Annotated in this window: 10 protein-coding genes; 7 read left to right on the forward strand and 3 right to left on the reverse strand. The window is 51.9% G+C overall.

The window, feature by feature from the left end; translation table 11 throughout:
• Positions 1-16: 16 nt before the first annotated feature.
• The 6 genes from B157_RS0105730 to B157_RS0105760 all read left to right on the forward strand — a co-directional run bounded on the left by B157_RS0105730 (position 17) and on the right by B157_RS0105760 (position 9,551).
• Positions 17-1,087, forward strand: coding sequence for a twin-arginine translocation signal domain-containing protein (locus tag B157_RS0105730; protein WP_020602411.1), 1,071 nt, complete (start codon positions 17-19; stop codon positions 1,085-1,087).
• Positions 1,088-1,100: 13 nt separating this feature from the next.
• On the forward strand, positions 1,101-2,645 hold the full coding sequence (locus tag B157_RS0105735) for a c-type cytochrome domain-containing protein (RefSeq protein ID WP_020602412.1): 1,545 nt from the start codon (positions 1,101-1,103) through the stop codon (positions 2,643-2,645).
• Between the two features lie 230 nt (positions 2,646-2,875).
• On the forward strand, positions 2,876-6,343 hold the full coding sequence (locus B157_RS0105740; protein WP_020602413.1) for a DUF1553 domain-containing protein: 3,468 nt from the start codon (positions 2,876-2,878) through the stop codon (positions 6,341-6,343).
• 113 nt (positions 6,344-6,456) lie between these two features.
• Positions 6,457-7,908: a DUF1501 domain-containing protein gene (locus B157_RS0105745; RefSeq protein WP_020602414.1), complete on the forward strand. Its 1,452-nt coding sequence runs from the start codon at positions 6,457-6,459 to the stop codon at positions 7,906-7,908.
• 118 nt (positions 7,909-8,026) lie between these two features.
• Positions 8,027-8,815, forward strand: coding sequence for an NIPSNAP family protein (locus B157_RS0105750; protein WP_020602415.1), 789 nt, complete (start codon positions 8,027-8,029; stop codon positions 8,813-8,815).
• A 280-nt stretch (positions 8,816-9,095) separates the two neighbouring features.
• Complete coding sequence (locus tag B157_RS0105760) at positions 9,096-9,551, forward strand: RidA family protein (RefSeq protein ID WP_026308519.1); 456 nt, start codon at positions 9,096-9,098, stop codon at positions 9,549-9,551.
• Between the two features lie 72 nt (positions 9,552-9,623).
• Here the strand turns inward: B157_RS0105760 and B157_RS0105765 are convergent, their stop codons facing one another.
• The 3 genes from B157_RS0105765 to B157_RS0105775 all read right to left on the reverse strand — a co-directional run bounded on the left by B157_RS0105765 (position 9,624) and on the right by B157_RS0105775 (position 11,946).
• Positions 9,624-9,833 carry a hypothetical protein gene (locus B157_RS0105765; protein ID WP_020602417.1) on the reverse strand — a complete coding sequence of 70 codons (210 nt, stop codon included), beginning with the start codon at positions 9,831-9,833 and terminating at the stop codon, positions 9,624-9,626.
• Between the two features lie 80 nt (positions 9,834-9,913).
• Positions 9,914-11,380, reverse strand: a complete 1,467-nt coding sequence (locus tag B157_RS0105770; protein ID WP_020602418.1) for a CCA tRNA nucleotidyltransferase — start codon at positions 11,378-11,380, stop codon at positions 9,914-9,916.
• A complete protein-coding gene (locus B157_RS0105775; RefSeq protein WP_020602419.1) occupies positions 11,377-11,946 on the reverse strand; it encodes a Sua5/YciO/YrdC/YwlC family protein in 570 nt (189 codons plus the stop codon). Before B157_RS0105775 ends, B157_RS0105770 begins: the two co-directional genes overlap by 4 nt.
• Positions 11,947-12,115: 169 nt before the next feature.
• Between B157_RS0105775 and B157_RS0105780 the strand changes: the two genes are divergently transcribed.
• The gene (locus B157_RS0105780; protein ID WP_020602420.1) at positions 12,116-13,225 is read left to right on the forward strand and encodes an AI-2E family transporter; all 1,110 of its coding nucleotides are present in this window, start codon (positions 12,116-12,118) and stop codon (positions 13,223-13,225) included.
• Positions 13,226-13,354: the final 129 nt, after the last annotated feature.

Here is a 13,354-nt window from a genome sequence, read left to right on the forward strand (position 1 = left end):
AAAAATTAATAAGCCAATGTCATCACCCTTATCACGTCGGTCATTTCTACAGCGGGGAACGCTGGCTGTAGCGGCCGGTATTGCCGCCCCTACTATTCTGAAGGCTAATCCGTACCGTCGTCAATCCGAAGCCGCGATGATTGGGCACAATGGCTACAAGTATCGGGTGGTGCCGGGCTGGGGTGTGCTGGATGCCGGTAAAAATCCCGTCAACGATTGCCACGAAATGGTGCAGGACGCCAAGGGACGCATCATTTTGCTGACCAATGAAACGAAGAATAATATCATTATTTACGATAAATCGGGGAAGCTGCTCGAAACCTGGGGCCACGAGTACCCCGGTGCGCATGGCCTTACACTAGGGGGCGAAGGGAGCGACCAGTACCTGCTGATTACCGATACGGACCGCCATCAGGTTATTAAAACCGACCTCAAAGGGCGCGAACTGATGAAGTTCGACTATCCAAAAGAAACCGGTAAATACGATTTCCCCACGCAGTTCAAACCCACCGAAACCGCCATCAATCCCGCCAATGGGGATATTTATATCGTGGATGGCTACGGCATGAACTATGTGACGCAGTACGATAAAGCGGGCAAAATCATTCGGAGCTGGGGCGGAAAAGGCAATAGCAACGACACCTTCGATTGCTGCCACGGTATCGTGGTCGACCGGCGCACGGCGTCAAACCCGACGCTGTTAATTACGGACCGACGGCACAACGCACTCAAGCGATTTTCTTTGGACGGGAAATACCTGTCTACCATTGCTCTGCCGGGGTCGTACATCTGCCGCCCGGTTATTCACGGCGACAACATTTACGGGGCCGTATTCCGCAGCACGTCCGACTCCTACCCCGATTCGGGTTATATCACCATTCTGGACAAGAACGATAAAGTGATATCGACCCCCGGCGGCACCGAGCCGGTTTATCAGGATGGTAAACTGACCGAACAGCGCAAGGATATGGATAACTCACCCTTCCTGCATCCGCACGATGTGCTGGTTGATGGCGATGAGAGTGTATACGTAGCGCAGTGGGCCTCTAAGAAAACGTACCCAATAAAGCTAGAGCGTGTTGGCTGAGAAGTGACTGTTTATGATTCGACTGATTCTAGCGCAAGCCAGTGGAGCAGCCCCCGCCGACTGGGTGTTGTTTTTTGGGCATTTTCACCCCCTGATCGTACATCTGCCGATTGGTTTCTTACTGATTGCCGGTCTGCTCGAACTGGACCGGTTAACCCGTCGTAACTCCGTTAGTTCGCATACCATTACCCTGATTCTTTTCTGGTCGGCGGTAAGTGCAACGATGGCCTGTATAGCGGGCTACATGCTCTCATTGGGTGGTGGCTATGAAGCGGACACGCTCAACACACACAAGTGGGAGGGTATTGGGGTGGCGGTGTTTGCCTGGATAGCGTGGGCCGTTAAATCCGAAAATCTGGACCGCATCATACCGTTTGCCCAGGTAGTTTATTTGCCCGCCCTGGGTATTTCGCTACTGCTGTTGCTGGCAGCCGGACACCTTGGCGGCAACCTGACCCACGGATCGGATTACCTGACACAATACATGCCTCCACCGCTCCGAACACTGGCGGGCGTGCCGCCAAAAGCGCCCGTATTCAAAGCAGAGCCGATAACGGATGTGAATCAGGCAATGGTATACCAGCAGATTGTCAACCCAATTCTCCAGACCCGCTGTGTGCAATGCCACAACGCCCGGAAATCGAAAGGCGGTTTGCGGATGGATACGCCCGACATGCTGCAAAAAGGATGGGAAGATGGCCCGGTTTTCGTAGCGGGAAAAGCAACCGCCAGTGAACTGATCAAGGTTTGTCTGCTTCCTGAAGACGATGACCACCATATGCCGCCAAAGGGTAAAACCCAGTTGCAGGAAGAACAGATTGCCTTGCTTACCTGGTGGATTGACCAGGGAGCACCTTTCAACAAAAAAGTATCGGAGTTAAAAGTCAATGATGCCATTCGTCCCGTACTGGCCTCCCTAACCGGAGGAGGACCGGTAGAAGCGGGTACTGCCGTTGCCGCTACCAGCCGTACTGACGGACCCGCCCCCATGTCGCCGATGCTGACGATGAAGGTACCCGCTGCCAACCCGACTGTTATTGAGGAATTGAGAAAAGCGGGGTTACTGGTACTGCCCCTCTCCAAAGAACAGAATCAACTGGAAGTGAGCGCGGTAAATGCCCGAAACTTCAATGATACGCAGGCCGCCCTGTTGCCTAAAGTAAGCAATCAACTGGTATGGCTGAAATTGGGCGATACCGACATATCAGATGCCGCACTGGCGCAGGTAGCCAAACTTAAAAACCTACAGAAACTGCATCTGGAACAAACCAACGTGACCGATGCGGGATTGAAACAACTGAAAGGGCTAACCAATCTGGAATACCTGAATCTATACGGAACCGCCGTTACCGATGCAGGTTTAGCTGATTTGGCCGCGTTGAAAAACCTGAAAACTGTCTACCTCTGGCAAACCAGGGTAACGGAGCAGGGGCTCGCTGCGCTGAAGAAAAATCGCCCAGACCTGGACGTAATTGGTGGTATAAACGAACAGGAAGTAGCGGCATTCAGTAAGGCCTCGTTACCTGAAACGAAGGAGGGAGAACCTAAAAAGAACTGATCTCATTTTTTGGAGCTGAACTGGTAAAAATCCTATTCACAATCTGTTTTATCCTGATGGCAGAACCAAAACAGGATGCAGGATTGTTTCTAGAGAAGTTCCGCACCACGTTCATACACGGCCCGTACAGCGTCTTTTGCTTTCCAGGTAAAATCAAAAACACGAAGAAATTGACAGGAAGTACTACTCGTTTTCTGTTCTAACTATCACTCCATAACGCATTCGTTAGTATGGCACTATGGCCCAACATACGGTTACGATACCTGTTGCTCAGCTCAACAGCCGGTTTGTTCGGTGTATCCGTCTGGCTGACGGCCTGCCATAGTTCCATTGAAAAACCGGCCGATATTGTTGCCGCTGAGATAAAGCTTCCCGAGAAAGTTGACTACAATCTGCACGTAAAGCCGATTTTGTCAGACCGGTGCTTTGCCTGTCACGGGCCGGATAAGGCCAAACAGCAGGCTGGATTGCGGCTGGATACGCCGGAAGGGGCATACGAAGCCCTGGCTAAAAGTGGCCATACGGCTGTTGTGCCGGGCAACTTGGCTAAAAGTGAACTGGTGAGCCGCATTCTGTCCAACGACCCGGAAGAAATGATGCCCACCCCAAAATCCAATCTGACGCTGAATGCGGAGGAAAAAGCGACGCTGATTCGCTGGGTAGAACAGGGGGCTAATTACAAAGAACACTGGTCACTGATTGCGCCCACGATGGCCGACCTGCCGACTGTGACCGATGAAAAATGGGTACGGAACGACATCGACCGATTTGTGCTGGCAAAGCAGGAAGCCAAAGGATTGCCTCACGCGCCCGAAGCCGATAAAACAACCCTGCTCCGGCGGGTGAGCCTGGACCTGACCGGCCTACCACCTACCCCCGCCGAAGTAGACGCGTTTCTGGCCGACAAATCACCCAATGCCTACGAAAAAGTAGTGAACCGACTGCTCAATAGCCCGCACTACGGCGAACGGCAGGCAGTCGAATGGCTCGATGTGGCCCGCTACGCCGATACGGATGGGTATCAGGATGACGGTCTGCGCACCATCTGGCCCTACCGCGACTGGGTTATTCGTGCCTATAATCGAAACCTCTCCTTCGACCGGTTTATCACCTGGCAACTGGCGGGTGACTTGTTGCCCAACCTGAACGCGTCGGCCGATAAAAAGGAAAAACTCATTGCTACAGCCTTCAACCGGAACCACCAGCAAAGTCAGGAGGGCGGTATCGTGGATGAAGAATACCGGACCGAATACGTCGCCGACCGAACCAATACCTTCGGGAAAGCCATGCTGGGTCTGACCGTCGAGTGCGCCCGCTGCCACGACCACAAATACGATCCGATTAGTCAGAAAGATTATTACAGTCTGTTTGCCTTTTTCAACAGCAACAACGAGCGGGGGCAGATTCCCTACAATGGCGAAGCGGCTCCCACCATTACGCTGACGAAACCCGAAACGGATGCCAAACTAAAATTCATCCGGGAGCAACTTACTCCGCTCGAACAGCAACTTCGGTTGAACCGTCCCGCTTATCAGCAGCGGTTTCATCAATGGCTGGCCAGGACGCGTTCCATAACGTCAATCGATTCGGGACTGCTGGCCCATTACACCTTCGACGAAGCTGACCGAACGAATATCAGTGCCTTTGTGAAGGAGCAAAACGAGAAGCGAAAGCTGGAGGAAGCGAAACGGAAGCAGGAAGAGGCAAGCCGGAAAACGGTAGGTAAGCAACCCGAAAAGAAGGAACCCCCGAAGCGAAAAACGAAAGAGGAACTCTGGAAAGACCCCAGAAATGCCTTCGCGAACTCCGTGAATGACACGCTGCCCGCCCGTTTAGGGGGCGACCCGGACAAGGTGCCTTACCCGGTGCCGGGACGGTTTGGTATGGCGCGGTATCTGGCCGGTGATAGCTTCATTGAGTTGCCCGGCAGTTTTGGAGCGTTTGAACAAAATGAGCCGTTCACCATCAGCAGCTGGTTCAACCTGGCCAAACCCGATATGGCACTCACCCTGTTGGGCCGCACCACGGGGCCGATGGACGGGCAACGCGGCTACCAGCTTGATTTACTGGCCGACGGACGGATGAAGTTAACCCTTAACCACGTTTGGCCCGCCAATGCCATCGACATCGAAACCATCGACAAAGTGCCGGTGCATCAGTGGTTTCAGGTGGCCATTGCCTACGATGGTACGGGGCAGGCAAAGGGCCTCGCTGTCTACTTGAATGGGAAACCCCTTCGCACAAAAATTATTACCGACCATCTGATTCACAGCATGGTGTATGGCCGGAATAAATCGCACTGGGCGCAACATCCGTTCTACGTAGGCCGGATGCACGACGACTTTTTCAAGGATTTTGCCGTCGATGAACTCCGCATTTACAACCGTTGCCTGACCCCGATGGAACTGCCTGCGCTGGCTGGTCAACCGGATGCGCTGGCACAAGCGTTGAAAACCCCCACTCACAGTCGGACTCCGGCGCAAAAGGCTGGTTTGTACATGTACTATGTCAAAACGCAGGACCCCGCTTATCAGGCTGTCGTAGCAAAAGCCATGAAATTGCGGGGAGAGCAAATCACGCTTTACACCAACTCCGACCAGGTGATGATTATGGAGGAGCGGTCGGAGCCACGCGTAACGCATTTGCTGAACCGGGGGGTGTACGATGCTCCCGGCGAAGTTGTACATCCCGCCGTGTTGCACAGCCTGAATCCAATACCCGATGGTACGCCCAAAAACCGGCTTGGGTTAGCCAAGTGGCTACTCGCTCCCGAGAACCCGCTTTTTAGTCGGGTAATGGTAAACCGGATGTGGCAGCAGTACTTTGGGCAGGGGCTGGCCAGTAACAGCGACGACTTTGGCAATCAGGGCGCCTTGCCCACCCATCCCGAACTACTGGATTACCTTGCCCTTACCTTCCGGGGTAAAGGCGACCCCAACGACCGGCAAACGAGCTGGAACACGAAGGCCATGCACAAGCTGATTGTGCTGTCGGCCACCTACCGGCAGGCGTCGGCAGTGCCGGAGAACGTGCGGGAGGCCGACCCGGATAATTTGTTTTTAACCCGTGGAGTCAGTTATCGGATGTCGGCTGAGCAGGTGCGCGATAATGCACTGGCAGCCAGTGGTTTGTTGATAAGACAGATTGGCGGCCCCAGCGTACTCCCTTACCAACCGGCCGGTATCTGGGAAGCGTTAGCCACCCGAAACGCCGTGAAATATGAGCAGGACCACGGCGACAGTCTGTACCGACGCAGTATGTACACCATCTGGAAACGGTCGTCGCCCGCGCCGATGATGCTCAACTTCGACGCGGCTGAGCGTCATACCTGCATTGTTAAACGGCAGAAAACCAGCACCCCCCTGCAAGCACTGGTCACGCTCAACGACCCGCAGTTTGTGGAAGCGGCCAGAGTGCTGGCCCAACGCTTGGCCTCCTCAGCTACAGTGGACGACAACATTGGCAGGATCTTCAAAGCCGTCATCAGCCGCCCGGCCCGGCCAGACGAGTTGGCACTAATGCAACAACTCTATGCAGAAGAACTAGCCGATTTTAAAAAGAATCCACAACGGGCGCAGGAGTTATTAGCCGTAGGCGAGTACCCGGTCGATAAACGCAAAAACCCGGCCGAGCTGGCGGCCATGACCGTAGTATCCAGCACCATTATGAACTTCGACGAGGCCATTATAAAAAGATAGTCACTTATTCGCTGCGCGTCATTGGTTGTCATTAACAGTCATTTATTGACGCAAGGCGAATGACCATGAATGACGCGTACGCAGAGCAAATGAGCATTTAATGACAACGAACTATGGACATTCAGGACCAAATACATGACCAGCTTAGTCGCCGGAATTTTCTGGGCCAGGCCAGCGCGGGCTTGGGAACCATTGCGTTAGCATCATTGCTAAATCCGGTCAACTTATTTGCTGGTACGTCTGCTTCGGACAATCCCACCGTCGGTAAGCCGCACTTTCCGCCGAAAGTGAAGCGAGTCATTTATCTGTTTCAGAGTGGTGCACCCTCGCAGCTGGAACTGTTCGACTATAAGCCTAAACTGGAAGCCATGTGGGGGCAGGATTTACCCGCATCGGTGCGGAATGGACAACGTCTGACGGGCATGAGTGCGGGGCAAAGTCGTTTCCCATTGGCAGCGTCCAAGTATAAATTTTCCCAGTACGGCCCCGGCCAGATGTGGATTAGTGAACTGCTACCCCATACCGCCCGCATTGCCGGTGACCTCACCTTTATCCGCTCACTGCATACCGAAGCCATCAACCACGACCCGGCCATCACGTTCTTCCAGACCGGGAGCCAGCAGGCCGGGCGACCAAGCTTTGGTTCGTGGGTCAGTTACGGGTTAGGCTCCGACAACCAGAACCTTCCGGCTTTTGTAGTCTTGCTGTCTAAAGGGCGGGATGGCGACCAGCCGCTATACGCTAAACTCTGGAGCAATGGATTTTTGCCATCGGTCCATCAGGGCGTGGTGTTCCGGTCGGGGCCGGACCCCGTTTATTACCTGAACAACCCACCCGGTGTCGATAAAAGCAGCCGTCGGCGGATGCTCGATTATTTGGGCAAACTGCATCACGAACAGTTTAAACGGGTGCTGGACCCGGAGATCAACAGCCGGATGGCCCAGTACGAAATGGCTTATCGCATGCAGGCTTCCGTACCGGAAACGCTCGATATCTCAAAAGAGCCGGACTATATTTTCGACATGTACGGCCCCGAAAGCCGCAAGCCCGGTACGTTTGCTGCCAACTGCCTGCTGGCGCGTAAGCTGGTGGAGAAAGATGTGAAATTTGTGCAGTTATACCATCAGGGATGGGACCAGCACGGCAACCTGCCGAATGATATCAAGACGCAGGCCAAAAGCGTCGATCAGGCGTCGGCAGCTCTGGTCATGGATTTGAAACAACGCGGGTTATTGGACGATACCCTCGTCATCTGGGGTGGCGAGTTTGGTCGGGGTGCCTATTCGCAGGGGAAACTCACGCGGGACAACTACGGCCGCGACCACCACCCGCGGGCGTTTTCGGTCTGGATGGCCGGAGCCGGGGTGAAGAAAGGAATGGTCTACGGCGAAACGGATGACTTTGGCTATAACGTAGTCAACGAACCCGTTCACGTACATGATTTTCAGGCAACAATTCTGCACCTGCTGGGCGTTGATCATGAAAAACTAACCTTTAAAAGTCAGGGCCGACGCTACCGCCTGACCGATGTGCATGGCAAGGTGGTGAAGCCGATCCTGGTTTGAAACTCCTGCACCTGTTACTTTCGACCCATAATGACTACCTCTCATTTTTTATAAAGTGAGCTAGAAAGCCTTACTTTACACCCTAATTCTTTACAATCCAATTCTTTCCAGATTAAACATGCTTAACAGTCGTACAACCCGGAATTGCATTCTTTTTTTCCTGTTTCTAGCCTGTGTACTACAGGCCGGACAGTCAGTTGGTTTTGCCCCTAAACGGGAGTTTTATCAGATTAAAATCTACCATCTCAAAGACGATAGCCAGAAAACCCGATTAGAAACCTACTTAAAACAAGCCTACCTCCCGGCGTTGCATCGGGCAGGGATTGGGAAAGTAGGCGTTTTCAGCCCTGCTACCGACACCGATTCCCTGCTGTACGTGTTGATTCCGTTCAAATCGGCCGATCAGTTCATCAATATTTCGGAGACCCTGGCAAAGGATAAAGCGTATACCACCGCCGGGCAGGACTACCTCAGTGCAGCCTTCGACAACCCGGCCTACAAGAACTTTGAATCGATTTTTATGGAAGCGTTTACGGGCATGCCTTCGCTGGTTGCCCCAAAATTAAAGTCGGATGCCTCGGACAAGATATATGAACTCCGTCGCTACGAAGCCGCTACCGAACAATTGCACGAGAACAAAATCAGTCAGTTCAACAACGGCGAACTGGATATTTTCAGCCGACTGGGTTTCAACACGGTGTTCTGCGGACAGGTAAAGGCGGGTGCCAAGCTACCCAGCATGATGTACATGACTTCGTTCGAGAACAAAGCCGAGCGCGATGCCCACTGGAAATCATTCAGCGCCGACCCGGCCTGGAAAACCCTGAATGCGTTACCTGAATACGCGCATAACTTCCTGCGGGCCGATATTTACCTGTTGCACCCAACCACCTATTCGGAGATTTAAGCGGTTTGTAGCCAGGCACTACCTGTCTTTCTGAGTAGCTTTCCAGACTGGGATATCTATAGTGCGGATCTTTATCCATTCTGTAGGTATCCCATTTCTCGTTCTGATGGGTAGATTCAGCGTGTTATGGTGAAAATAAACTCAGGGGATCTCTGGTCATTCAGTAGCACGTTTCAGGTCAAAATCCGGAAGAACCGGATTATTGAATCGGAATTCAGCTAAAGTGCTTATTTTTACGCTGCTCCCTATCGCTTTCCGCCCTACTTTACCTAGTTCTTTCATGAAATACCTCCTCCTTTCCCTACTCGTAATGAGTGCCAGTGTTTCTGTTCTGGCCCAGAACAAACAGATCATCCAACCCCGTAAAGCACCCTCGCTGCCTTACCCATTCAGTCCGGGGGTGGTTAGCAACGGCCTGCTGTTCGTATCCGGGCAGGTGGGTACTGACCCGCAAACGGGTAAACTGGTTGCTGGTGGTATCGAAGCAGAAACTACCCAGGTGATCCAGAATATCAAAAACGTACTGGAAGATGCCGGAACTTCGCTCAATGACGTTGTCAGTGTAACGGTTTACCTGAGCAACATGGATGATTTTCCGAAGATGAATGCGGTATACAAAACGTTCTTCACTGAAGGAGCCTACCCCGCCCGAACCACCGTTGGCGTCGCTAAACTTGTATATGGATCCGCTGTCGAAATAACCATGACCGCAGCCATGCCATCACCGAAGAAATGACGAGCGTTGTGTCGACATAAAGCCCAGACCGAGCCAAAGCTGACCACTGGTGGAAACGTACATCCTGCCGGATTATGATTCGCGAACCAAGTTGACCCCCGTGACCAGAAAAATCATGCCCACGATAAACGGAGCAGCCGATTCGGCTTTGGATATGTGCATGCCTAATACGGCTTTCCCTTCAGACAGGAAAGCCACCAGAGCAAACAGAACGACAACAACCCCCAATACGGTGAGTGATGCGCCAAAAAAACGCCGAAAATTCGTATTATTATTGTCCATAAAGTAAAGTAATAGAATGTAGCATGAATACTAAGAATAAACGGTACCTGTTAACAAATGAGCGGGTTATTGTTCACTCGTCATGCTGCGTTCGTCTTCGTTGTCAATCCACGCTTGCGCCCTTCTGCCAGTAGAAATGGGTACGCTTCATCGAGCGAATTAGGGATAAGTCCATCCAGAATAGCTTCCCGCATCATCGTTTTCAGTTCACCAACTTCTTTGGATGGGGTCAGATTAAACGTTTCCATAATTAACTCACCCGTTATCACTGGCTGAAAGTTACGTAGCTTATCGCGTTCTTCAAGGTCATGAAGTTTTCGTTCCACCCGGTCGAAATTACGCAGGTGTTTCTGCACTTTCTCGTAATTTTTCGAGGTAATATCAGCCCGGCATAACGCCATTAAGCCCTCCAAATCGTCACCCGCATCGACCAGTAACCGGCGCAGGGCCGAATCGGTAATCTGCTCTTTTGTCAAGGCGATGGGTCGCAGGTGCAGCCGCACGAGCTTTTGTACAAACCGCATGTGTTCATTGAGGGGTAATTTCAGTCGGCGAAAAATGTTGGGTACCCACCGGGCCCCCATATCCTCATGGCCGTGAAACGTCCAGCCCACTTTGGCATCGAACCGTTTGGTAGCGGGCTTGGCAATATCATGCAGTAAAGCCGCCCAGCGAAGCCATAGTTCATTTTCCGGATCAACCGGATTAGCGCGGGCAGCAATATTGTCGAGAACCTGTAACGTGTGGTAAAAATTATCCTTATGCCCCTTTCCTTCAATCGTTTCAACACCTCTCAGGGCAATCAACTCAGGGAAAATTCGCTCCAGCAGGCCCGCATGATATAACAGTTTGAAACCATACGAAGGCGTAGGCGACAGAACGATTTTGTTTAATTCATCAATTATTCGCTCCGGCGATACAATGGTGATCCGTTCGTTCATCCGTACGATAGCCTCGAATGTATCCGGCTCAATATCAAAGCCCAACTGCGACGCAAACCGGATGGCCCGCATCATGCGCAGGGGGTCATCCGAAAAAGTACCATCCGGGCCACCCTGAATCTGGCTGGAGGGGGTTCGGATAATTTTCCGTTTCAGGTCTTTCAGGCCATCGAACGGATCGAGCAGTTCGCCAAAATCAGCCTTGTTCAGGCTGATTCCCATGGCATTGATCGTAAAATCCCGGCGGTTCTGATCGTCTTCCAGCGTGCCGTCTTCTACAATCGGTTTGCGCGAATCAGCCCGGTACGATTCTTTGCGGGCACCAACAAACTCAACCTCCAGCCCCTCCCCTTCCTGATTAATCCGCAGCATGGCCGTGCCAAAATTTGGAAACACCGCTACGGTAGCCTGCACCGATTTACCAACCGCTTCGGCCAGTTGTATACCACTCCCAATGCACACCACATCAATATCTTTCGATGGGCGGGTCAGAACTAAATCGCGGACAAATCCACCAATGACATAAACTTGCAAACCAAGCAGATCGGCCTGATGGGCAATGATGTCGAAGATTGGATTCTTATGTAATGTATCGCTGAAATTCATTTTCTGATAAAACTTACCTCCCCGTTAACTTTAAGCCGTAGTATACGGGGTCGTTTGGGCATGGCAGGCAGGGTTCCAAACCGAATGGTGATGAGGGATTCGACCGATCCCGGCAACGATAGGGACTCAAACGGAATAGTAAGCAGCCCTCGTCCGAAACTGCCAATCAGACGTTGTACATCCGTACTCAGCGACCGCCGGACGGCCAATTGTTCGTTTACCGGTGTTTCCGCGCTTCCGGCCGCCAGTTTTGCTGCTGATTGCCAAACGACGGAGGATACATTTTTGCCCTGATCATACACCACAATGAGCGGGTCTTCGGCGAAGTCGACCAGATCATAGGCTACATCGGGTAGTTTGGCTACGTATAAACCTAATTGATCCGTTTTTTCGATCAGCACCGTTGGCTGCAAACCGGTAGCCATAAAGGGCATTAGGGCAATGAGTTGCCCAATGGCTTTCTCATTAACAGGGTCAGCCGCAATGGACCAGCCGGTTTCATCGGCAAGGGCAATAAGCTGGCCCTGCCGAAGCTGAAAAGCGATGTCGCGTATGGGTAAAGTCATGGATAAGTAAACCACAAAAATACGGCAAGTTTACCAAACCACGATAGCTATCGGGAAGATGGCCGCTAATGCGCCATAGCTGACGAACAAAATAAAGACTGGAACGTTGTTTGTTCGGTCCAGTACTTTCTCCATTAACGTTACTTCTTACTCCCCCCTTTTCACTAATATGACGACTACCGAATCTCACCCCCATTACCACCAGTTTTCGCTCACCCTGCTTTCGCTGGCTATTTTGACAGCCGCTATTTATCTGGGACAGGATATTCTGGTACCACTCGCCCTGGCTGGCCTGATTGCCGTACTACTTCGCCCCGTCGAAAGGAGATTTACTCAGTGGGGTATGCATAAAGCTATTTCCATCAGTCTGGCTGTGCTTTTGGCAATTATTCTGGTATCAGGTGTAGCGATTCTCATGTCTATGCAGTTATCAGATTTTGCCGATGATCTCCCCAAAATTCGTCGTAACCTAAGCGACTCTCTCCACGATATGAAGCAATGGGTTCGTCGGGAATACAACGTAAGTTACCGCGATCAGGACAAGTACATAAAGAAGGCACAGGCCGAAACCCTCGACAGTTTGCAGAGCACCGATACGCTGGGCTTCATTACGGGTCCACTGGGCACGCTCACCCTGATTCCGATCTACGTTTTTTTGCTGCTCTACTACCGTAGCATGTTACTCCACTTTGTTGTCGTACTTTTTTCAGAAAAACACACAGCGCGGGTAAAGGAAGTTTTGGGCGAAATAAAAGCCGTCGTTCAGAATTACATGGTTGGGCTACTGATCGAAACCGCCTGTGTAGCGGCACTGAACTTCGTTGGGCTACTCATCTTAGGCGTTCAATATGCGTTGCTTCTGAGCGTTATGGCCGCCATTCTTAACCTGATTCCGTATATCGGGGGGCTGGTGGCCACGGCGCTGACGGTACTGATCACGTTTAGCAATAACCCCGAGTTATCCGTAGCACTGGGCGTGGTTGGTGTCTTTTTAGTGGTGCAGTTTATTGACAACAACGTATTTGTACCGCTCATTGTAGCCTCCAAGGTTCGGGTCAATGCGCTGGTTTCTATTCTGGGTGTGCTCATCGGTGGTACGCTGGCAGGTGTATCGGGTATGTTCCTGTCGATACCGGCTATTGCTATCCTGAAAGTTATTTTTGATCGGGTAGACAGCCTAAGGCCCTGGGGCGTTCTGCTGGGTGACCAAACCCCCGAAGAAGCCGGTAGTAACCTGTTTCGATTGCCCAGACGCCGACAAAAAAAGATTGCTGCGTAAGTTGCTGCGTAAGCATTCACAAGAAGCAGAATCGTATCTGGCTACCAGTCCAGTGCTTGTCTACTTTATTTTATCAGAAGCTGTTTGAGTTACTTGCTTTGGGCGCAAAACTCAGACAGCCTCTTGGGC

The organism is Spirosoma spitsbergense DSM 19989 (assembly GCF_000374085.1).
Taxonomy (GTDB): domain Bacteria; phylum Bacteroidota; class Bacteroidia; order Cytophagales; family Spirosomataceae; genus Spirosoma; species Spirosoma spitsbergense.

Bases quoted from the DNA above. Each gene is read 5' to 3' on its own strand.
- B157_RS0105730 (WP_020602411.1), top strand. From the start codon at position 17: ATGTCATCACCCTTATCACGTCGGTCATTTCTACAGCGGGGAACGCTG.
- B157_RS0105735 (WP_020602412.1), top strand. From the start codon at position 1,101: ATGATTCGACTGATTCTAGCGCAAGCCAGTGGAGCAGCCCCCGCCGAC.
- B157_RS0105740 (WP_020602413.1), top strand. From the start codon at position 2,876: ATGGCACTATGGCCCAACATACGGTTACGATACCTGTTGCTCAGCTCA.
- B157_RS0105745 (WP_020602414.1), top strand. From the start codon at position 6,457: ATGGACATTCAGGACCAAATACATGACCAGCTTAGTCGCCGGAATTTT.
- B157_RS0105750 (WP_020602415.1), top strand. From the start codon at position 8,027: ATGCTTAACAGTCGTACAACCCGGAATTGCATTCTTTTTTTCCTGTTT.
- B157_RS0105760 (WP_026308519.1), top strand. From the start codon at position 9,096: ATGAAATACCTCCTCCTTTCCCTACTCGTAATGAGTGCCAGTGTTTCT.
- B157_RS0105765 (WP_020602417.1), bottom strand. From the start codon at position 9,833: ATGGACAATAATAATACGAATTTTCGGCGTTTTTTTGGCGCATCACTC.
- B157_RS0105770 (WP_020602418.1), bottom strand. From the start codon at position 11,380: ATGAATTTCAGCGATACATTACATAAGAATCCAATCTTCGACATCATT.
- B157_RS0105775 (WP_020602419.1), bottom strand. From the start codon at position 11,946: ATGACTTTACCCATACGCGACATCGCTTTTCAGCTTCGGCAGGGCCAG.
- B157_RS0105780 (WP_020602420.1), top strand. From the start codon at position 12,116: ATGACGACTACCGAATCTCACCCCCATTACCACCAGTTTTCGCTCACC.